This is a genomic window from Mesorhizobium sp. f-mel (assembly GCF_053850215.1).
Map to the genome: position 1 here is coordinate 40,161 of NZ_JBSPTO010000032.1, position 20,253 is coordinate 60,413.

Sequence of the window (20,253 nt, forward strand, 5' to 3'; positions counted from 1 at the left end):
GGCCCTTATAGGGGAGGCTTGCGGGGCTGTCGATAAAGCAGGTCGCAATCCGGCGGTTGGGTGAGCGCCACAGTGCCGCCGCAAAGCTTTCGCTTCAGTCGGCGATCCACCGGCGAGGCACGACAGGAGCAAGGATAATGCCGTCGACCGAACTACTTATCGCCTTTTTCGCCACCACGGCGATCTTTGCCTACATCCCCGGTCCGGCGATGCTTTACGCTGCTGCGCAAACCATGGCGCGGGGCCGCTGGTCCGGCCTGACGGCGGCGTTGGGTATCCATCTTGGCGGCTATGTGCACGTCGTCGCCGCCGCTGCCGGGTTGTCCGTGCTTTTCCACGCCGTGCCGACGCTCTACATCGCGGTCAAGCTGGCCGGCGCACTCTATCTGATCTGGCTGGGTGTGTCGCTGTTTCGCGCCAGGGCGCAAGACGATGCTGTTATCTCAGGTATTGAGCCGAAATCCGCCCGCCGCGCCTTTTTCGAGAGTATCACCGTCGAGGTGCTCAATCCCAAGACTGCAATCTTCTTCATGGCGTTCCTGCCACAATTCATCGACGCGTCCGCGACGTTTCCCGTCTGGCTCCAATTCCTCGTCCTCGGGACGATCGTCAATCTGATGTTCTCTTCGGCGGATGTCATGTGCGTGGTGCTGGCAGGTGCGCTGGTCACCAGGCTGCGGCGCTCGAGCCACGCGCAGCGCCTCATGCGGCGTGCGGGCGGTGCGGTGCTCGTCGGATTGGGCGTTCATGTGGCTTTGCAGAAAAGCTGATCCGTCAACCGGCGTTGGCTGTGGTCCGTTCGATGCCTGCCGTTGCGCTGGACCGAATTGCGGTATATCGGCTTCGCCATGAACGACCAGCCCGCCAGTCCAGCGCTTTCACAGCTTGGGGACCGGCTCTCATTGCACGTCGCGGATGACATGAGCGAGCAATACCTGCCTTCTCCCGAACCCCTTCACCGCGCCATCTCGCGATTCGGCAACGTCACCGTGCTGGTGGTCGGCGACTTCATTCTCGACCGTTTCGTCAACGGCGTCATCGAGCGGATTTCGCCTGAAGCGCCCATTCCGGTGCTGCGCGGGCGTGGCGAAACGTCGGCGATGGGCGGCGCCGGCAATGTCGTCGCCAACATCGTCTCGCTTGGGGCCGCCGCGATACCGGTCTCGGTGATCGGCGCCGATCAGGCCGGCGTCAATCTGATGCGCATTCTCGCCGAGTTTGGCGTCGACACTGGCGGCCTCGCGCAGGACGCGAACCGGATGACCTCGTCGAAAAGCCGCTTCAGCGCGCTCAACCAGCAGGTGCTGCGCTTCGACGAAGAGGAAATCAAGCCGCTGGGCGACGCCGAGCGAGCAACGCTGGTCCGGCATTTCCGCGCCGCGCTCGCGCAAGCCGACATCGTTATCCTGTCCGACTACGGCAAGGGCATGTTGCTCGACGGCGTCGCCGGCGAGCTGATCTCGATCTGCCGCCAGGCGGGAAAACCGGTGCTCGTCGACCCAAAGGGCCGCGATTATGCGTGCTATGCCGGGGCGACGGCGATCACGCCCAATCGCAAGGAACTCGGCGAAGCGGTCGGACGCGCGGTGTTTGGCGATGACGAGATCGTGGCCGCGGCACGTGAGCTGATCTCGGCACACGGCTTCGATTTCGTGGTCGCGACGCGCAGCGAAAAGGGCATGAGCGTCGTCGGCTCGGACGATGCCCGCCACATCGCCACGCAGGCGCGGGAAGTGTTCGACGTTTCAGGCGCCGGTGATACTGTCATTGCGACGTTTGCGCTGGCTCTGGCTGCGGGCGCCGACCGCGTCATTGCCGCCGCCATTGCCAACGCGGCGGGTGGCGTGGTGGTTGGAAAGCGCGGCACCGCGCGGCTGACGGTCGAAGAGCTTACCGGCGCGCTGTTTCGCTCGCACGGCCCGATTGCCCATAAGGACGCAATCCTCGATGCCGCTGCCGCTGCAAGGCTGGTGGCGACGTGGAAGGACGAAGGCCTGAGTGTCGGTTTCACCAATGGCTGCTTCGATATCCTTCACGCCGGCCATGTCAGCCTTTTGCACGCGGCACGCAGCCAATGCGACCGGCTGGTTCTGGGCCTCAACAGCGATGCCTCGGTGCGCCGGCTGAAAGGGCCGGGACGCCCGGTCAACGACGAGCATGACCGCGCCTGCGTGCTTGCGGCGCTTGCCTCGGTCGACGCGGTCGTCGTCTTCGAGGAGGACACGCCGCTCGCGCTGATCGAGGCGCTCAAGCCCGACATACTGGTCAAGGGCGCCGACTATACGATCGATCAGGTGGTCGGTGCCGAAATCGTGCGGAAGGCGGGCGGCCGCGTCGTGCTGGTCGATCTCGTCGTCGGCAAGAGCACGACCGGCACCATCGGCAAGTTGCGCGCCGGCAATACAAACTGAGGTTTTCATGTCCGAACTGAACGAATACCTGGTCCGCTCGGCGGCCGCGATCACCGCGATGGTCGAGCGCGACCTCACCAGCGAGATGGAGCGGGCGGTGACCGCCGTCGTCGCGGCGCTTTCGCAAGGCAAGGCGCTGCTGATCTGCGGCAATGGCGGTTCGGCCAGCGACGCCATCCACATCGCCGGCGAACTGGTCGGCCGCTTCCTGAAGGAGCGCAAGGCCTACAACGTCATCGCACTGCCGGCCAATGCGGCGGTACTGACCGCCTGGGGCAATGATTACGGCTTCGACACGGTGTTTTCACGCCAGGTCGAGGCTCATGGCGCGGCGGGTGCTGTGCTGCTCGCCATCTCGACCAGCGGCAACTCGGCCAGCATCCTTGCCGCCGCCGAACAGGCGCGCATGATGGACATGACGGTGATCAGCCTGACCGGCGACACCGGCGGCAAGCTCAAGCCGCTCTCCGACATCCTGCTCAACGTGCCTTCGACCTCGACACCGATCATCCAGCAGGGGCATCTTTGTCTCTATCATCATCTGTGCGAAATGGTCGAAGCGCGCCTCTGTGATGGCTGACAGGGACGCTGTCACGACCTCGCAGCCGTATCCGCTCGAAGAGCCGGGGCTCTGGGTCGAACGGATCGGTACTGCGGCCTTTCCAACTGGCACGCCGGCGCTGTTCCTCGACCGCGACGGCACCATCAACGTCGATAGCGGCTATCCCAGCGATCCGGCTGACATAGTGCTGCGGCCGGAGATGCTGCCGGTGATCCGAAGGGCCAACATCGTCGGCCTTCCTGCGATCGTAGTCTCCAACCAGTCAGGCATTGCCCGCGGCTATTTCGGCTGGCCGGTTTTCGGCGCAGTCAATGCCTGGCTGCTAGCGCTTCTCGAAGCGCAGAATTGCCGGATCGACCTGGTACTCGCCTGCGCATACCATTCGAGCGGGACGGGTGAACTCGCAGTAGGTGACCATCCGATGCGCAAGCCCAATCCGGGCATGCTTCTGCGCGCCCGCGATCTGCTGGGCGTGGATATCAGCCGATCGATCATCGTCGGCGACAAGGCTGATGATATGGAAGCCGGACGGCGAGCCGGGCTATGCGAAGGCTGGCTGGTGCACGGCAGATCCAATCGGACTTCTGGCGATGGTATGTTCGCGACGCGCAAACTGACGACCAGCAACGACCACAGCAAACTCTGCGAGACCATCGCCGAACTCGGCAGGGATTAGGTTCTCATTTCGCTGAAAGCCACCAGGCCTTCGTCCTTGACGCGCCGGATGGTCAGTGCAGTGCGCACCGTGTCGACATTCGGCGCCGAGGCCAGTTCCTCGATGACGAAGGTCTGAAAGGCGCCGAGGTCGCTCGCCACGCAATGCAGCAAAAAGTCGGATTCGCCCGAAACCATCCAGGCGTCGCGCACGATCGGCCAACCGCGGGTGCGTTCGGCGAAGGTTTTCAGCTCCGCATCGGCCTGGTGATGCAGGCCGATGAGGCAGAAGGCGACGACATCCAGGCCGAGCGCCGGCGCATTGAGCAGGGCGCGATAGCCGCGGATGATGCCGGTCTCTTCCAGCCGCCTGACACGGCGCAGGCATGGCGGCGCCGAAATGCCGACGCGGCCGGACAGCTCGACATTGGTCATGCGCCCGTCGTGCTGAAGCTCGCGCAGGATCTTCCAGTCGATGGCGTCGAGATCGGCTTTGAGCGGCATGGACACCTTCGGCGCTTCACGCAAGAATCTTTCGTGATCTTGTAATTAAACGACTTCGGTGTCCATTCCATCCCTTCAGTCGGTGATTTTCGGACAGTCACCGCGCAAGATGTTCATGGATCGTCTGTTTGTGCGGAAGCTTTCCGGGGACGACGGCGCGGTCGTCTTGCTGGCGTCGCCTGCAACACCTAGATTAGGGGCCGATATCGATCCTTGTGCCGGACGCTTCATTCGCGTCCGGTTGTTGTGAAAGCCCGTCCATGACCACCAAGCACGCGCCTGTTCTCATCATCGGCTCCGGTCCCGCTGGCTATACGGCGGCAATCTACGCCGCCCGCGCCATGCTGAAGCCGATGCTCGTCGCCGGCCTGCAGCAGGGCGGTCAGTTGATGATCACCACCGATGTCGAAAACTATCCGGGCTTCGCCGATCCGATCCAGGGTCCGTGGCTGATGGAACAAATGCTGAAGCAGGCCGAGCATGTCGGCACCGACGTCATCAACGACATCATCACTGAGGTCGACCTCAATGTGCGGCCGTTCCGCGCCAAGGGCGATTCCGGCACCACCTATACGGCTGACGCGCTGATCATCGCCACCGGCGCGCAGGCGAAATGGCTGGGTATCCCGAGCGAACAGACCTTCATGGGCTTCGGCGTATCGGCCTGCGCCACCTGCGACGGCTTCTTCTATCGCGGCAAGGATGTCGCCGTGATCGGCGGCGGCAATTCGGCGGTGGAGGAGGCGCTCTATCTTTCCAATCTGGCAAAGAGCGTGACGGTCATCCACCGGCGCAGCGACTTCCGCGCTGAGCGCATCCTGAGCGAGCGGCTGTTCAAGAAGGACAATGTCCGCGTCATCTGGGACACCGTCGTTGACGAGATCACCGGTCAGTCCGGCAAGATGCCGCTGCCGCCGTCGGTGGAGGGACTGAAGCTGCGCAATCTGGTGAGCGGCCAGGAGATGCATCTGACGGTCGACGGCGTATTCGTGGCGATCGGCCATGCGCCGGCGGTTGAGCTGTTCGCTGGCAAGCTAAAGCAGAAGCCGAACGGCTATCTGTGGACGGCGCCGGATTCGACCTGCACCGACGTGCCGGGCGTGTTCGCCGCCGGCGACGTGACCGACGACATCTACCGCCAGGCAGTGACGGCGGCGGGGCTCGGCTGCATGGCCGCGCTCGAGGCGGAAAAGTACCTCGCCGGGATCGAAGTTCACCGCGAAGCGGCGGAGTAAGGAAGCGGCCGAGAAAAGCCGCGCAAAAGCCTGATTTTTCATTCAAACGCCAAAAAAACAGAGCGAGGGGCATCATGGCGTTGGACTGGGACAAGCTACGCGTGTTTCACGCTGCGGCGGAAGCTGGGTCGTTCACCCATGCCGCCGAGACACTGCATCTGTCGCAATCGGCGATCTCGCGGCAGGTCAGCGCGCTCGAACATGACGTCGGCGTGCCGCTGTTCAATCGCCATGCCCGCGGCCTGGTGCTGACCGAGCAGGGTGAGATGCTGTTCCGCACGGCGCATGACGTGCTGATGAAGCTGGAGACGATCAAGTCGCGGCTGACCGAGGCCAAGGATCGGCCCTCCGGCGTGCTCAGGGTGACGACCACGGTCGGGCTCGGTGCCGGCTGGCTGACCGAGCGCGTGCAGGAATTCATCGAGCTCTATCCCGAGATCAGCCTGCAGTTGATCCTGGCGAACGAGGAACTCGACCTCACCATGCGCCGGGCGGACTGCGCGATCCGGCTGCGCCAGCCGCAGCAGCCTGATCTCATCCAGCGCCGCCTGTTCACCGTGCATTTCCATCTCTACGCCGCTCCTTCTTATGTCAACAAGTATGGCAAGCCGGCGTCGATCGCCGAGTTGAAGAGCCATCGCATCGTCACCTTCGGCGTGCCGGTGCCGGCGCATTTGTCGGAATTGAATTGGCTGGAAACGATCGGCGATTTCGAAGGCGGGCAAAGGGTGCCGACGCTGCAGATCAACGACATATTGTCGATAAAGCGCGCGGTACAGGGTGGCGCCGGCATCGCCATGCTGCCCGACTATGTTGTCAGCAAGGACTCAGGGCTGGTGCAATTGCTGCCGGAGACCGAAGTGCCGTCCTTCGACACCTATTTCGCTTATCCCGATGCGATGAAGAACCAGGCGAAACTGCACGTCTTCCGCGATTTCATTATCGCCAAGGCCCGAAGCTGGTCGTTCTAACCTTCAGAAAATCGCTTCCGCCTTGCACCGCCGACGATCAACTCTTACTGGCAGCGCCATGGGGTCAGGCGGGGCAGCCAGCCTGGGACGGCGCGGCGGTAGGCCTCGTAGCCGGCGCCATAGCGGCGGGCGAGCGTCGGTTCCTCGTAGAACTTCACGAACGAGACCATGGCAATGGCGGCGATAGTGGCATAGGCGACGAGAGCCCAGCTCGAAAACAGCAGTGCCTGGCCAAGGATGATCGACAGCACCGCCACATACATCGGGTTGCGGACATGGCGGTAGATACCACCGACAACCAGTTGCTCGGTCGGCGCAACCGGGGCGGGCGTGCCAAGGCCTTCGAAAGCAAAACGGGCGAAGGCATGAAGCAGCAAGGCCGCTGCGACCACAATCAGGACCCAGCCGACCGGGACCAAGCCGGGCTGGGTCGACCATGGCAGACGATAGCGATCGGTCAACAGCCAGGGCAGCAATCCCGCGACCATGCCGGGCGCTGCGATGAAGAATAGCGCGCTGCCGGCGATCGCCTGACGTGTCCTCATCGAGGCTTCCTTCTAGAGCGACGTGCGTCCACTTGGACGCACAAAATACGGTCTAGCACTTGAAATCTACGCATCGTGCTTTCCGAAAAGCGATTCCTATCTCGGGCCGATGCGGCTGCTGCAAAAATAAACGCGTATTGCCTGATTCGACGTCATTCGTTGTTTTTGCGTTTCCGGCCGAGAAATTGGCTCTGATTCGCTATTTCCCAATGATCTTTGCCTGGCCGTGCACCGCATTTCGACGATTCTGCTGGTCCTATGAGGCCAAGGAATGGGTTAGACCACAGCCTGTGTCATTTTGCATGCGTGTGTTGCAAAATAGATGCTTGTTTCTTGAGCATGATGAGCACATATATAGATCATCTCCTGGGCGCGTTCTCCTCCCATTAGCGCCCTCGAGTGTTCCCCTCTGGAGGTTAGCCCTAACAGGCACTTCCAATCAAACTCAGCCGGATCTTCATTGATCCGGCTTTTTTGTTGCCCGAAACCTGCTGACGCTGCGGGAAAGTCGACCGCAATTGTCACGTAACAGTGACATGTAACCTCAGGTAACCTGTCACAGGCGCCCAGCATCGACTAAGCAGATCATAGGACGCGGTGTGGTTCGTGCGGGAGATGGGGGCATCACTCGGGCGATCCGGGCTCAGGCGGCTACCGCGTCCGAACCATTCTTCCGCTGAGGCCGTCAGGCGCTGGCGGCATGTGCGGCGGACCTGCCGTTTCGCCTCCCACGAAGACGGTCCGCAAGAGAGCGGCGTCCGGATCATTCCGGACGCCGTTTCCTTGTGTTCTGCAGCCTGCGATACTGGCGCCAAAATCCAGTGTCAGGCGGCCTTGCCGTTGGCGTTCATCGCCTCGTCGGCCAAGCGGCCGGTGAGTTCGGCCATATGGTCGAAGGTCGCGCGATAGCTGGCCACGCCGGCGGTAGCCGAACGCAGCTCGATGATCAGATCGCCGATCTCGGCCTGCGGCATGGTCGCCTCGACGATATCCCATCCCGGCCAGCCGGGCCGCGCGTCATAACGGAGGATCTGGCCCCGCCGTTGCGGGATCAGGGCGATGATCTTCGACGTCGCATCGGACGGCGTGACGATCTCGACCTTCATGATCGGTTCGAGCAGCACCGGCGAGCAGGCCGCCATGCCTTCCTTCATCGCCAGCTTCGCCGCCATCTGGAAGGCCATATCCGACGAATCGACAGCGTGATAGGAGCCGTCGGACAGGTTGACTGCGACATCGACCACCGGAAAGCCGAGCGGGCCGGATTTCAAATAGTCGCGCACGCCGGTCTCGACCGACTGGATGTAGGTCTTCGGCACGGCGCCGCCGGTGATGGTGTCGGTGAACTGGAAGCCGGAGCCGCGCGGCAGCGGCTTGATCTCGATTACCACGTCGCCGAACTGGCCATGGCCGCCCGACTGCTTCTTGTGGCGGCCGCGCTGCTGCGCCGTTTTGCGGATCGTCTCGCGATAAGGCACGGCCGGCGCATGGCCTTCGACCGGGATCTGGTTCTTGCCCTCCAGCCGCTCGCGCACGACACGCAGATGCATCTCGCCATGGCCCGACAGCACGGTTTCGGCTGAATCTTGATTGTGGCGCAGGCTGAGCGAGGGGTCTTCTTCGGCAAGTCGCTGGATGGCTGCCGACATCTTCACTTCGTCTTTGCGTTCCTTCGGGCGCAGCGCGAACGCAAAGACCGGCTGCGGCGGCATCAGCGTGACCAGTGGCTTGATGCCGCCCTTTGCCGAGCTCAAGGTCTGACCGGTCGTGACGTCGTCCAGCTTGCCGAGCGCGACCGTGTCGCCGGCCCTGGCCGAGGTGAGCTTGGTCTGGTCCTTGCCGAGCATTTTGTAGATGCCGGAGACTTTTGCCGTGGTGCCATTCGAAAGGAAGAGCTCGGAGGCGTCGGCAAGCTGGCCGGACAGGATGCGCGAGACCGACAGCTTGCCGCCATGGGCGGTGTGAATGGTCTTCATCACCTGGACCACGGTCGCATTGCCATCAGGTGCACCAAGGCGCTTGCGGGTCGCCTCGATGTCGGGCGCGTCGTGGCGGATCGTCTTCAACAGGCGCAGCACGCCATTGCCCTTCTCGGCGGTGCCGATCAGCACCGGCGTCACGGCGCCGTCACGCAGATCGGCGGCGAGGTCGTCGAAAATCGCGTCCTTCGGCGGCTCAATCTCTTCGAGAAGCTGCTCCATCAACTGGTCGTCATGATCGGCGAGCGTCTCCAGCATGGAAAAGCGCGCCTCCAGTTCGCGCGCCTTGTCGTCGCTGGGAATCTGGGTGACCTCGCTTTCGGCATATTCGCGATAGATGTAGGCGCGCTCCAGAGCGAGATCGATCGAGCCGATGACGACGCCGTTCTTGCGCAGCGGAATCTGGCGAAGCAGCAACGGCACCGAGCTTGCCGGCTGCAGCAACTTCAGCGTGTCGCGCACGCCTGATATCGCCTTATCGACCTTGTTGAGGAACATGATGCGCGGCACGCCCAGATCGTCGAGCTTGCGCATGATCAGCTGCAGGGCAGGGATCTTCTTCTCGTCGGCTTCGGCGACGACCACGGCGATGTCGCAGGCGGCGAGGACCGGCTCTGCCTCGAAGGAGAATTCGATGGAGCCGGGACAATCGACGAAAGTGAGTTGCTCGCCCATGAATTCGGTGGTCGCAAACGTCGCCTCGACGCTCATGGCGTGGGCGCGTGCCTCGGGCGAATGATCGGAAACGGTGTTTCCCGAGGAAACGGGATTCTGGCGGGGAATGGCGCCCGTGCGGGCCAATATGGCTTCGAGAAGTGTCGTCTTACCGCTTGCAAAGGGACCGACTATGGCAATGCATTTCGGTCCCGTGCGTCGTCCTCCGGCGCGAGTTCCCATGACTGACCTCCACTCAGGCGTTTCCCTGGGAGCGGCGGCCGGCCTGTCGACCGTCGCGGGCGGGGCTTTTTCAGTTTGCCACCTACCCAAAGGCATCGTCCCACGGGTTAGCCGGGAGGGCAAGGGATTTGAGGATCGCCTGATGTCGTAGATGTTGAGCCGTGATCGGCGAAGCCCTTGGATGCGAGGCCAGCCTCCCATCAAATCCCGCGACAAAGCCCGTCGCCGAACAGCCGCAAAAGCGGTTGCGCCGTGATGGTTATCGGACGAAAGTGCCCGCTTCTTGCGACAAAAAGGAACGGCCGTCGCCGACCGATCCGCCATCAGCTTGAGGACTCGCGACGATGAAGATCACTGCCTGCGGCAGCGTGCCGACCGCCATTGCGCCGGAAAAGTATTTCACCGGCCGCGTGTGGCAGACGCCAATCATCGAGAAGGAAGCGCCAGCGCGGCTGCGCGCCATCATGGTCAGTTTCGAGCCCGGCGCCCGTACCCACTGGCATACGCATCCGCTGGGCCAGACGCTCTATGTCATGTCAGGCGCCGGCCTCGCGCAAAGCTGGGGCGAGCCGGTTCAGGCGATCAGGGCCGGCGACGTCATTTCGTTCGCTCCTGATGAAAAGCATTGGCACGGCGCCGGTCCAAAATCGGCGATGGCGCATATCGCCATGCAGGAGGCGCTCGACGACGTCCATGCCGACTGGCTGGAAATGGTGACAGACGAGCAGTATGGCGGCTGAGGCTTTCCAAACCCGACCGCGAGCCGGGTTTGGTGTTCGAGATGCGCCTGATCAGGTCAGCGAGGCGGCGAAGCGCTGGATGCGCGTGCAGGCCTCTTCGAGCAACGCCTCCGACGTGGCATAGGAGATGCGGAAGTTGGGGCCGAGGCCGAAGGCCGAACCGAACACGACCGCTACGCCCTCGGCCTCGAGCAGCTCCGAGCAGAAGGCTTCGTCGCTGTCGATCACCTTGCCGGCTTTGGTCTTCTTGCCGATCAACTGAGCGCAGGACGGATAGACGTAGAAAGCACCTTCGGGTGACGGACATGTGATGCCGCGCGCCTGATTGAGCATCGACACGACGAGATCGCGCCGAGCCTGGAAGATCGCCTTGTTTTTCGCAATGAAATCCTGCGGACCGTTCAGCGCCTCCACCGATGCCCACTGGGCGATGGTGCAGGCGCCGGAGGTCTGCTGGCCCTGTATCATATCCATTGCCTTGATCAGCGCCACGGGCCCGGCCGCATAGCCGATGCGCCAGCCAGTCATGGCATAGGCCTTCGAGACGCCGTTCATCGTCAGCGTGCGCTCATAAAGCTTCGGCTCGACCTCGGCGATGGTCTTGAAGACGAAGTCACCATAGATCAGGTGCTCGTACATGTCGTCGGTCAGCACCCAGACATCGGGATGCTTCAACAGCACGTTGGCCAGAGCGCGCAATTCAGCCTCGGTGTAGGCAGCGCCCGACGGGTTCGACGGTGAGTTCATCAACAGCCATTTGGTGCGCGGCGTAATCGCCTTTTCCAACGCCGCCGCCGTCAGCTTGAAGCCGTTGTCGATGGAGGTGTCGGCAAATGCCGGGGTGCCGCCGCAGATCGCTACCATCTCGGGATAGCTGACCCAGTACGGCCTCGGAATGATGACCTCGTCGCCGGGATTCAGCGTCGCCATAAAGGCATTGAATAGGATCTGCTTGCCGCCGGTGCCGACGATGGTCTGCTCCGGCCGGTAGTCGAGATTGTTCTCGCGCTTGAATTTTTTGACGATCGCCTCGCGCAGCGGCACGATGCCGGAAACCGGAGGATATTTCGTTTCGCCGCGGCGGATAGCCTCGATCGCAGCGTTCTTGATGTTGTCCGGCGTGTCGAAGTCCGGTTCGCCGGCACCCAACCCGATCACGTCTCGGCCGGCGTTTTTCAGCTCGCGTGCTTTCTGCGTCACCGCGATGGTCGCGGAAGGCTTTACGCGGGAAAGGACGTCAGCAAGAAAGGCCATGACGATGTTATCTCCTTGGGGATGCAGGCGGTCCATCTAACCGCGGCGCTTCTCATGTCGCATCATTCCGCCAAGCGCAAGCACTGACGGATGAGCCAGATCTCAAATCCCCGGCAAATTCGGCAACAATAAATTCACCTACAGGCGGTAAAACCCCGAGTGGCTGGATCACGACCCATTCCGCCAGTCTCGCAGAGCGAGGAACCGTGTCGCGCAGCATCGGGCATGTCCATATCGTCCGTCATGACGACGGCACCGCCAGCGGTGTCTGGGGCATCTATACGCTGCAGAGCGCTTTCCAGCCGATCTTCGCCTTCAGCAACGGCAAATTGTCCGTCACCGGATTCGAGGGGCTGATCCGGCCGTTCCGCGACGGCGAGCCGCAGTCGCCGGTGAGCTTTTTCAACACCTGTCCAACGGTCGACCGCCTGCATATCGAGGCGCTGACAAGGACGCTGCATCTTTTGAACGCCGGCGCCTGCCTGCCGCAAGAGGCATTCATTTTCATTAACTTCGATCCGTCGGTGTTCACCGATCGCAGCATCGCCGACAAGGCGCTGCGCGACATGCGGCTGGTGCTGCATGAGGCTGAGATCGATGCGAACCGGGTCGTCTGCGAGGTGACCGAGCAGAAATCGGCGTCGCAGGAAACGCTCTACAATTTCGTCGAAGCACTCAGGGCCAACGGATTTCGCATAGCGGTCGACGACTACGGCGCCGACGAGTCCGACATCAACCGCATCAAGGAGCTCAGGCCGGACATCGTCAAATTCGATGCCCACTGGATCATGCAACTGATGGAGTCCGGCGCCGGTTTCGCACTGCTGACCGCCATGGTGGCAAGTTTCGAACAGCAAGGCATCCGCACCGTGTTCGAGGGCATCGAGGAGAGCTGGCAGCTTGAACTGGCTGAAAAATCGGGAGCCTCGATGGTGCAGGGATTCGCGCTGGCGCGCCCGGAGCTTGCGCCGACCAGCTTTCACGTCTTCGGCAAGGACAGGCAGATGCCGGTGGCAGTGGCCGATGCCGACGAGGCGCCTGCGACTGTCTCGCCTTCGCCGAGGCCGAAACGGGCTTTCGGACGCAAGGTGGTGCCATGACCGGGCGGCCCGACAGGCGGCGCAATGTCGGCGAGGCAATCTTTGCCGACGAGGTCGGTATCGAATACGGCGTCTATGGCGCGTTCCGGCTGAGGAGCGCCTACCAGCCGATCTTCGCGCCGCGCGGCAGGTTTTTGAAGGCCGTCGCAGTCGAAGGCCTCATTGAGCCGCACCGCGCCGGCAGGTCGGTCGCGCCACGCGTATTTTTCGAGGGCGTACCCGTGGCGGATCGCCTGTTCGTCGAGACGATGTGCCGGGTGCTGCATCTTCGGAACTTCCGCAACATCGGCGTCGACGGGCTCGACCTATTCTTCAACTACAATCCGCTGATCAACGATGACCCCGGGCGAGCGCTGGCTGAGATCAGGCTGATGACCAGGCATCTCGCCGAGTTCGATCTGTACCCCGGCATGCTGGTCTGCGAAATCACCGAGCAGGCGGCCGACGACAAGGTGCTTGTCAGCCTGGCGCGCGAGATGCGGCGTGACGGCATCCGCATCGCCATCGACGATTTCGGTACCGGGCATTCGACGGAAGAGCGGGTTGCGCTTGTCCGGCCCGACATCGTCAAGATCGACGGCACCTGGTTCGCGGAATTCTGTCGCCATGCCGCCGCCGAACGGTTTTTCCGGCCGCTGGTCTCCGCGTTGCACGACCGCGGCACCAAGGTGCTGGTAGAAGGCATCGAGCAATCCACGCATCTGCGCGTGGCACTCGACGGCGGCGTCGACCTGATGCAGGGTTTTTACCTTGCCCGGCCGGCGCTGGCCGGTACGAACTTCGACGAGGAGCCGCTGCCCATCGACAGGCTGCTTGGCAGGGACAACAACGTCGTGCCGTTGTTTGGGTGATCTATCAGCGGCGCTGATGGTTGCGCCAAAACAAATCACTGGAATAAGCCCTCGCTGCCAGGATAATTGCCGGTAAAGGCGGCTCCCGAGGGGAGCGGCGATGGGAGCAAAAATGACCACACTCTATGGAATGATCGACAGCGGCAATTGCTACAAGCCGCGGCTGTTGATGGCCAAGCTCGGCATCCCTTTCACCAATGTCGAGGTGAGCTCGCACACCGGCGACACGCGCAAGCCCGACTATGTCGCCAAGAACCCGAACGCCATGGTGCCGCTGCTCGAGCTCGACGACGGCAGGCGGCTTGCCGAATCCAACGCCATCCTGCTTTACCTCGCCGAAGGCACGCGGTTCCTGCCGGCCGACAGATACGAGCGGGCTCTGGCCTATCAGTGGCTGTTCTTCGAGCAGTACAGCCACGAACCCTATATCGCGGTGCGCAAGGCGCTGCTCACCTTTCCCGAACGGGCCAAGGATGCGACGCCGGAACGGCTGGCGGTGACGCTGGAGCGCGGCAACAAGGCGCTCGGCGTAATGAACAAGCATCTGGCGGGCAGTGCGTTCTTTGCCGGTGAGGCATTGAGCGTCGCCGACATCGCGCTCTACGCCTATACGCATACGGCCGAGATGGGCGGTTTTCAGCTCGACGCCTATCCGGCGGTGGCGGCCTGGCTGAAACGAGTGGAGGCCGATCCGGGGCATGTGCCCATGGAGTGGCTGGGGTAGTACTGTCCTCACTCGTCGCCGCTTCGCGGCTCGCTCCGGCCAGGACGCACCAAAAGGCGCAACGCCCGGCGGGGCTTGCGGCCTTCGGCCGGGACACGAAAACCGAACAGAGATGGAATCCGAACAGCAAAAAGGCGGGACAAAATCCCGCCTTCCATGCTTGGTAGCCTGATCGGGAGCCTTTGCTCCGGGCCGGCAGCAATCTGCTGCTTCGGCTTGTCGGGGTTTTTGGCTCCGGTGCGCTTCTCGCGCGACCGTCAGTACATCCGTGACTTGCCGCGCGCCCCGAGCTATCGCCCGGCGCGCGCCATTCGCAAAATCAGGCTGCCTTGCTCAGAGATCCAGCGGACGACTTGCCAGTGCGGCGGTCCTGCTCGATCTCGAAGTTGATCTTCTGGCCTTCGACCAGGGTCGACAGCCCAGCGCGCTCGACTGCGGAGATGTGGACGAAAACGTCCGCGCCGCCGCTGTCAGGCTGGATGAAGCCGAAACCCTTGGTGGAATTAAACCACTTGACCGTACCTGTTGCCATTTCGATAGTCCTTATACGTTTGCTTTAGCTTGACCGAACCGAAGTCCAGCCGGTTTGTATCGAGATTTTGGAGATAGACGTCAGCAAACGCGAATATCGCGAGGCCCGGATCGATCGGCCGAAATATCAATGGACCTCATATAGTCCGCTTCTCCGCAAAAAACAAGACGGCACGAAAAGGCGCTGATGCGGCGCTGCCCAACGGCCGCCCCAATCGCGTGAAAGCCTTGCAACGTCGCGCGTTGCGGAGGGTTCGCATCGCCTGTCGTGCACGTTGCGGGGAAGGATCGTGCTGCCTGCGGGCGTCAGGTCCTGTTTTGGGAGAGGACCATGAAAACTGTTCTGCTTGCCGCCTGCCTGACGCTGGTGGCCGCCGAGGCGCAGGCGATCTCGCGCTACGATCCGAGCCGCATGAGCTGCGGCAGAGTGCGGGCGACGATCGCGCGAGAGGGCGCCGTCATCCTGCGTTACCAGTCGACGCGCACGCCGGGGCTGCCGCTCTACGACCGCTATGTGCGGAGCCAGCGTTTCTGCAACATGGGGGAGGTCAGGGCACGGGCGTCAGTGCCAAGCGCCGATACGACGTCCTGCATCGTCTACAAATGCAAGCGGGTGGACACAGACCGGCGTTTCCGCCGGCGCATCTTTCCGGACTAGCTACGTCCGGTCTCAGAATCCGAATGATACCTGCGCCGGCGGCGGCGGGCCGACCCGCACGCCTTCCATCGCCAGCATCTTTTCCTTGGTGGTCGAGCCGCCCGGCGCAGAAAAACCGCCGATCTTGCCGCCGGCCGCAAGAATGCGGTGGCAAGGGATGACCAGCGGCACCGGGTTGGCGCCGAGCGCCGCACCCGTCTCACGCGCCAGCCCAGCATGGCCGGCGCGCTTGGCCAGTTCGCCATAGGTGGTGGTCTCGCCGAAGGCGAGCTTGCGCGCCGCGTCGTAGATGGCGAGCCGGAAATCGTCGACGCCGGTGAGATCGACCGGCACACCGGAGAAATCGATATCTTCGCCGGCTGCATAGGCCTGTATCGACCCGATCAGCTCGGTAACCCATTGCGGTTGGGCGCTCGAACCGGCGCTGCCGGCATGGCGCAGCAGCCGGCGTTCCACCGCGTCGCGGTTGCGCTGGGGCAGGCAAAGCCTCGTCAGTCCGGCCTCGCTCCAGGCGATCCCCATGAAGCCGATCACGGTTTCGAAGACCGCGTGGCCGGCGGTGGCCTGAGAGGTGCTTTCCATGATGTGCTCCTTCCGCAGAAACGGATGGGAATCCAGTACATATCGAGAACGAGATATCGCATTTTCAGGTTGCTGTTGCCACCCGAAAATCATTCGAAGTCCACAACAGGCTGCGGATTGCCGGGGGAAAGGCGCTGGTGTAAGGACTTTCTTAACAGACGAACCAGACCCGAGCGCGGCTTGCCAGCAAAAATCATTTTTCCCGCGATCGGCGTGATGCTCGCTGCGGCCGGTCTCAGCGGCTGCAGCTCGACCTCGCAGACGAAGGCCGTGCCTTCCCTGACTGAAACCGCCGCCGCGGGCGCTGATGCCGGCTTTACGCTGGCGCTGCCCGACACGGTTTCGGTGCTGCCGGAATCGTCCGGCATCGCGCCTGTCCAGACGGTGGCGCTGGCCGTCGACCCCGCCGCGACGCCTGTCCAACCAGCAGCCTTTGCCGGACCGACCCCGCTGGCCGCAACTGCACCTGCAGCCATGACGGCCGGTGCCGCCCCAGCCGGCGCAGCACCTGTCTATGCGACGGCCGCTGTCGCCATGCCGGTCACCGGCGAGACAAGCAAGACGATGCCCGGCGTTCAGCAGGCCGCCTATGTCGTGCCTGACGATCCGTCCGCCCTGCTTTCGACCAGCCCTGCCAAAGAGTATTCGGCGGGACCGCGCGGCGAGATCGAACGGCTGATCGAGAAATATGCCGTCCTCTATGAGGTGCCCGTCGATCTGGTGCGCCGTGTCGTCAGCCGCGAGAGCACCTTCAATCCCAAGGCCTACAATCGCGGCCATTGGGGGCTGATGCAGATCAAGCATGCGACGGCGCGCGGCATGGGCTATGACGGGCCGGCGAGCGGGTTGTTCGACGCCGAGACCAATCTGAAATATGCGGTGAAATATCTGCGCGGCGCCTGGCTGGTGGCCGGCGGTAACGCCAAGCGCGCCGACCGCCTATACCAGAGCGGCTATTATTACGACGCCAAGCGCAAGGGCATGCTGGAAGAAACCGGCCTTGGCCGCGACCGCGGCCGCCGTCGCCTGCAGCCCGATGCCTGAACACCATGCCTGAGCCGCGCCCGCCGGCGCCGAACGACATAAGGCTGCGCAAGATCCTCGACGACACGCTTGCTCCGCCGCGCTGGCCGGAAGGTTTTGTCATGCGCGGCTTCGATGCCACCGACGCGCTCGCTTTGCATGCGCTGCTGACCACCGTGTTCGACGATGGCGCCGACGGGCCGTTCGACGAATGGTGGCCGCGCATTTCAAGCGACGCGGAATTCGACCCTGCCTTGTGTTTCCTGGTCATCGACAGCAAGGGTCGGCTGGCGGGCGCGGCGCTGTGCTGGACGAGGGCGTTCGTGAAGGACCTTGCCGTCCATCCCGAGGCGCGCGGGCGAGGCATCGCCGAAGCGCTGATGTGGCACGTCTTCGCCGCCTTTCGCGCACGGGACGCTGCGCATGTCGATCTCAAAACCAACACGGTCGAAAATGCCGCCGCGGTCAGGCTCTATGAGCGACTGGGAATGTTCGAAGTCGACTGGGAAGGCTAGCCCGGCTCTGGTCGGTTCCGCCCTCACGCAGCGGAAAGTGTATTGTTGTGAAACTGCTTCACATAGGTCGCCAACCCTGCCACGCCGTTCGGTCGGGGTAACGAACGGAAGGTGTCGGAGGGGGCTGCACCGGCATGTGTCAGCCGCGTTCCACGGCCGGTCCCGAGGTGGGTTCGGGATCCGCCCGCCCGCGAATCTTCCTGTTTCCAAGGCCAACTGCTTTGTTATCGCTCAGTCGGCGCGTTGCCAATCTTCTGCTTGAGCTCGAGCGCCCAGGAGCGGCCTTCGTCGCCGCCCCATAGAAGCCAGGCGATGTAACCGGCCGACGGGTTTTCTTCACTGCCGAAGTTACGGCCCTTCTTGTCGACCTCATGGCGGGCGAAATAGCTGACCATGCGCTGGATGGTGGAGGGCGAAAGTTTATCGCGGTTCTTGAGCTCGGTCGCCCGCGCAACCCCGACCTCGGTGCCGCCGCGACCAAATATGCCGCGCAGCCTGAGGCCCATGGCGGCATTGTCGGCAACGATCTGCGGACAGCGCAGGTCGATTTCGTCATTGTCGGCTTCGCGCATGGTTCTTCCCCGATATGGACCTATAATCCTGAACGAAAAATGCGGTGAGATGCATCCCGTTCCGCAACGCTATTGCTTCGCAGTCGTCGGAGCCGACCTGAAAGGAACTGTCCACCAAAGCGACAAGCTGCATCTTGCCTGTATTCGTCTCACGGTTAAGCTTTGTTACAGCGGGGGCCCTCGAAAATCGGAGAAACACGATGCGGCTTCCCAAAACCGGCCTCGCCACCTTAATCCTCGCCGTTCCGCTATTCGCCGACGCGGCGCGGGCGGCCGACGATTGCGCCAATGCGATGGATCAAACGACCATGAACGAATGCGCCGGCAAGTCGCTCGCGAAGGCCGACAAAAAGCTCAACGACGCCTACAAGCAGATCGAGGGTCGGCTGAAAGACAATGCGGCGTCAAAGAAGCTGCTGGTCGATGCGCAGCGCGCCTGGGTCGCTTTCCGCGATGCCGAGTGCAAATTTCAGGGCGGCCCGCCCGACATGGCCGGCAGCATGTATCCAATGGTCGTCGCCGGCTGCCAGGAGGCCGTCACCGACAACCGGCTGAGGGATTTCCAGGGCTACCTCAATTGCCAGGAAGGCGATGCCAACTGCCCGGTGCCGGCGGCGCAGTAACTTCGTTGTCCCGCTATCCCATGTGAGGTCCCCCTCATCCGGCCGCGGAGCCTGTCCTCGGGCTTGCCGGAAGCAAGACCCGTGGGCGGCCACCTTCTCCCCGGCGGGGAGAAGAGGTTGGCGCCGGCGTTGACAGTCTCCTCTCCCTTGGGGGAGGTCAGCAGCGAAGCGGAGGCTGGGTGAGGGGACTTCTGCCGCTTGCGTGTGCAAAAATGTCGGAACCGTCCTTCGCGATGCGTCCTTGAGAGGCAAGGCGCGTTGCCGCGAACAGGCAGGCGTCGTCAAACGCACGGCTTATGGAGATGACGATGATCACCTTTCCCAACGAATCCCAGGAATACCGCGCCGCCCGCGAAACCCTTTTGCAGAAGGAGATTGAGCTGCGCCGCGCCATGGAGGATGTAGCCGTCGCCCGTCGCGCACTGCCGCCGGGCGGGCTGGTGCCTGAGGACTATGTGTTCGACGGGCTTGGCCCCGACGGCAAGCCGGCCCGGATAAAACTGTCGGAGCTGTTTTCGCCTGGCAAGGACACACTGATCGTCTACTCGATGATGTTTCCGCGCCATCCGCAGGAGACGCGTGACGTGGCGACAAGCGGCGGCACGGCGAAGCTCGCGCGGGCCGACCAGCCATGCCCGTCCTGCACGGCGCTGCTCGATCAGTTCGACGGCGCCATTGGCCATCTGGAGGCCGCCGGCTTCAACTTCGCCGTGGTGGGCAAGACCGCGCTCGAAAACCTGATCACGCTTGGCCGCGACCGTGGCTGGACGAACATGCGGCTGCTCTCCTCGGCCGGCAACAGGTTCAAGCGCGACTACCACGCCGAGGCCGACGACGGCGCGCAGTTGCCGATGCTGTCGGTGTTCCATCGCGACGCCGATGGCATCCGCCATTTCTGGAGTTCGGAGCTTGGTTTCGCGCCCACCGAACCCGGCCAGGACCCGCGCGCCGTCGGCACCTGCGAGCCCTTGTGGAACCTGATGGATTTCACACCTGAAGGCCGGCCGGACTGGGACGAGCAGCTGCAGTATGCCGGCGCGTGCTGCCACTGAGTGGGCCTTCCCTTCTCCCCCTTCCTTGTGGGAGAAGGTGGATCGGCGCGCAGCGCCGAGACGGTTGAGGGGTGCTGGAAGAAATGAGGCGTTGGCAATTGTGCGTCCTCTCGGCGCTGATGGGCGGTTGTGAGTGGGCGTAACGCCAAGCTGGAACACCCCTCATCCGACCTCGCTGCGCGAGGCCACCTTCTCCCACAAAGGAGGCCTTTGCAGAGAAGGCGTATGGACGTCGGGTTGGGGGCATCGGCCTCCTTTGGGGGCCGGCGA

The 20,253-nt window shown here is 63.0% G+C and carries 22 protein-coding genes; 15 read left to right on the forward strand and 7 right to left on the reverse strand.

Going from position 1 to position 20,253, the window contains the following annotated elements; all coding sequences use genetic code 11:
* The first annotated feature begins 137 nt into the window (after positions 1 to 137).
* From ACWUKX_RS26910 to ACWUKX_RS26925, 4 genes are all read left to right on the forward strand, one after another.
* Entirely contained in the window at positions 138 to 770 is a 633-nt protein-coding gene (locus ACWUKX_RS26910) for a LysE family translocator (protein WP_287336864.1), read from the forward strand.
* Positions 771 to 920: 150 nt separating this feature from the next.
* A complete protein-coding gene (gene rfaE1, locus ACWUKX_RS26915; RefSeq protein ID WP_456009762.1) occupies positions 921 to 2,411 on the forward strand; it encodes a D-glycero-beta-D-manno-heptose-7-phosphate kinase in 1,491 nt (496 codons plus the stop codon).
* Between the two features lie 7 nt (positions 2,412 to 2,418).
* Positions 2,419 to 2,991 (forward strand): D-sedoheptulose-7-phosphate isomerase, encoded by a 573-nt coding sequence (locus ACWUKX_RS26920; RefSeq protein WP_456009763.1) that lies wholly within the window; start codon positions 2,419 to 2,421, stop codon positions 2,989 to 2,991.
* Positions 2,984 to 3,649 (forward strand): D-glycero-alpha-D-manno-heptose-1,7-bisphosphate 7-phosphatase, encoded by a 666-nt coding sequence (locus tag ACWUKX_RS26925; RefSeq protein WP_456009764.1) that lies wholly within the window; start codon positions 2,984 to 2,986, stop codon positions 3,647 to 3,649. Before ACWUKX_RS26920 ends, ACWUKX_RS26925 begins: the two co-directional genes overlap by 8 nt.
* On the opposite strand, the gene ACWUKX_RS26930 is transcribed toward ACWUKX_RS26925, so the two are convergent.
* On the reverse strand, positions 3,646 to 4,131 hold the full coding sequence (locus ACWUKX_RS26930; protein WP_029350080.1) for an Lrp/AsnC family transcriptional regulator: 486 nt from the start codon (positions 4,129 to 4,131) through the stop codon (positions 3,646 to 3,648). The genes ACWUKX_RS26925 and ACWUKX_RS26930 overlap by 4 nt on opposite strands.
* Positions 4,132 to 4,391: 260 nt before the next feature.
* On the opposite strand from ACWUKX_RS26930, the gene trxB reads away from it, so the two are divergent.
* Both trxB and ACWUKX_RS26940 read left to right on the forward strand, forming a co-directional pair.
* Entirely contained in the window at positions 4,392 to 5,366 is a 975-nt protein-coding gene (gene trxB / locus ACWUKX_RS26935) for a thioredoxin-disulfide reductase (protein WP_065012013.1), read from the forward strand.
* Positions 5,367 to 5,440: 74 nt separating this feature from the next.
* Positions 5,441 to 6,337, forward strand: coding sequence for a LysR family transcriptional regulator (locus ACWUKX_RS26940; protein WP_456009765.1), 897 nt, complete (start codon positions 5,441 to 5,443; stop codon positions 6,335 to 6,337).
* 44 nt (positions 6,338 to 6,381) lie between these two features.
* Here ACWUKX_RS26940 and ACWUKX_RS26945 read toward each other — a convergent pair whose 3' ends face one another.
* Positions 6,382 to 6,882 (reverse strand): methyltransferase family protein, encoded by a 501-nt coding sequence (locus ACWUKX_RS26945; RefSeq protein WP_065012014.1) that lies wholly within the window; start codon positions 6,880 to 6,882, stop codon positions 6,382 to 6,384.
* Positions 6,883 to 7,706: 824 nt separating this feature from the next.
* Positions 7,707 to 9,758, reverse strand: coding sequence for an elongation factor G (locus ACWUKX_RS26950; protein ID WP_456009766.1), 2,052 nt, complete (start codon positions 9,756 to 9,758; stop codon positions 7,707 to 7,709).
* Positions 9,759 to 10,102: 344 nt separating this feature from the next.
* Between ACWUKX_RS26950 and ACWUKX_RS26955 the strand changes: the two genes are divergently transcribed.
* The gene (locus ACWUKX_RS26955; protein ID WP_456009767.1) at positions 10,103 to 10,498 is read left to right on the forward strand and encodes a (R)-mandelonitrile lyase; all 396 of its coding nucleotides are present in this window, start codon (positions 10,103 to 10,105) and stop codon (positions 10,496 to 10,498) included.
* 51 nt (positions 10,499 to 10,549) lie between these two features.
* Here ACWUKX_RS26955 and ACWUKX_RS26960 read toward each other — a convergent pair whose 3' ends face one another.
* A complete protein-coding gene (locus ACWUKX_RS26960) occupies positions 10,550 to 11,752 on the reverse strand; it encodes a pyridoxal phosphate-dependent aminotransferase (RefSeq protein WP_456009768.1) in 1,203 nt (400 codons plus the stop codon).
* A 206-nt stretch (positions 11,753 to 11,958) separates the two neighbouring features.
* On the opposite strand from ACWUKX_RS26960, the gene ACWUKX_RS26965 reads away from it, so the two are divergent.
* From ACWUKX_RS26965 to ACWUKX_RS26975, 3 genes are all read left to right on the forward strand, one after another.
* Positions 11,959 to 12,852, forward strand: coding sequence for an EAL domain-containing protein (locus ACWUKX_RS26965; RefSeq protein WP_455837884.1), 894 nt, complete (start codon positions 11,959 to 11,961; stop codon positions 12,850 to 12,852).
* A complete protein-coding gene (locus ACWUKX_RS26970) occupies positions 12,849 to 13,703 on the forward strand; it encodes an EAL domain-containing protein (RefSeq protein ID WP_029350093.1) in 855 nt (284 codons plus the stop codon). The genes ACWUKX_RS26965 and ACWUKX_RS26970 overlap by 4 nt, the downstream gene beginning before the upstream one ends.
* A 112-nt stretch (positions 13,704 to 13,815) precedes the next feature.
* Positions 13,816 to 14,427, forward strand: a complete 612-nt coding sequence (locus ACWUKX_RS26975; RefSeq protein ID WP_456009769.1) for a glutathione S-transferase family protein — start codon at positions 13,816 to 13,818, stop codon at positions 14,425 to 14,427.
* Positions 14,428 to 14,746: 319 nt separating this feature from the next.
* On the opposite strand, the gene ACWUKX_RS26980 is transcribed toward ACWUKX_RS26975, so the two are convergent.
* Positions 14,747 to 14,959, reverse strand: coding sequence for a cold-shock protein (locus ACWUKX_RS26980; protein ID WP_023678332.1), 213 nt, complete (start codon positions 14,957 to 14,959; stop codon positions 14,747 to 14,749).
* 330 nt (positions 14,960 to 15,289) lie between these two features.
* Here ACWUKX_RS26980 and ACWUKX_RS26985 point away from each other — a divergent pair, with 330 nt between their 5' ends.
* Positions 15,290 to 15,616 carry a hypothetical protein gene (locus ACWUKX_RS26985; protein WP_455837881.1) on the forward strand — a complete coding sequence of 109 codons (327 nt, stop codon included), beginning with the start codon at positions 15,290 to 15,292 and terminating at the stop codon, positions 15,614 to 15,616.
* Positions 15,617 to 15,628: 12 nt separating this feature from the next.
* Here the strand turns inward: ACWUKX_RS26985 and ACWUKX_RS26990 are convergent, their stop codons facing one another.
* Positions 15,629 to 16,198, reverse strand: a complete 570-nt coding sequence (locus tag ACWUKX_RS26990) for a methylated-DNA--[protein]-cysteine S-methyltransferase (RefSeq protein WP_128345800.1) — start codon at positions 16,196 to 16,198, stop codon at positions 15,629 to 15,631.
* 180 nt (positions 16,199 to 16,378) lie between these two features.
* Here ACWUKX_RS26990 and ACWUKX_RS26995 point away from each other — a divergent pair, with 180 nt between their 5' ends.
* Together ACWUKX_RS26995 and ACWUKX_RS27000 are read left to right on the forward strand one after the other, a co-directional pair.
* The gene (locus ACWUKX_RS26995) at positions 16,379 to 17,242 is read left to right on the forward strand and encodes a transglycosylase SLT domain-containing protein (RefSeq protein WP_456009770.1); all 864 of its coding nucleotides are present in this window, start codon (positions 16,379 to 16,381) and stop codon (positions 17,240 to 17,242) included.
* Between the two features lie 5 nt (positions 17,243 to 17,247).
* A complete protein-coding gene (locus tag ACWUKX_RS27000; protein WP_029350102.1) occupies positions 17,248 to 17,736 on the forward strand; it encodes a GNAT family N-acetyltransferase in 489 nt (162 codons plus the stop codon).
* 224 nt (positions 17,737 to 17,960) lie between these two features.
* On the opposite strand, the gene ACWUKX_RS27005 is transcribed toward ACWUKX_RS27000, so the two are convergent.
* Positions 17,961 to 18,308 (reverse strand): hypothetical protein, encoded by a 348-nt coding sequence (locus ACWUKX_RS27005; RefSeq protein ID WP_029350104.1) that lies wholly within the window; start codon positions 18,306 to 18,308, stop codon positions 17,961 to 17,963.
* Between the two features lie 200 nt (positions 18,309 to 18,508).
* Here ACWUKX_RS27005 and ACWUKX_RS27010 point away from each other — a divergent pair, with 200 nt between their 5' ends.
* Together ACWUKX_RS27010 and ACWUKX_RS27015 are read left to right on the forward strand one after the other, a co-directional pair.
* Complete coding sequence (locus ACWUKX_RS27010; RefSeq protein WP_455837876.1) at positions 18,509 to 18,931, forward strand: lysozyme inhibitor LprI family protein; 423 nt, start codon at positions 18,509 to 18,511, stop codon at positions 18,929 to 18,931.
* 308 nt (positions 18,932 to 19,239) lie between these two features.
* Positions 19,240 to 19,983: a thioredoxin domain-containing protein gene (locus tag ACWUKX_RS27015; protein WP_455837875.1), complete on the forward strand. Its 744-nt coding sequence runs from the start codon at positions 19,240 to 19,242 to the stop codon at positions 19,981 to 19,983.
* Positions 19,984 to 20,253: the final 270 nt, after the last annotated feature.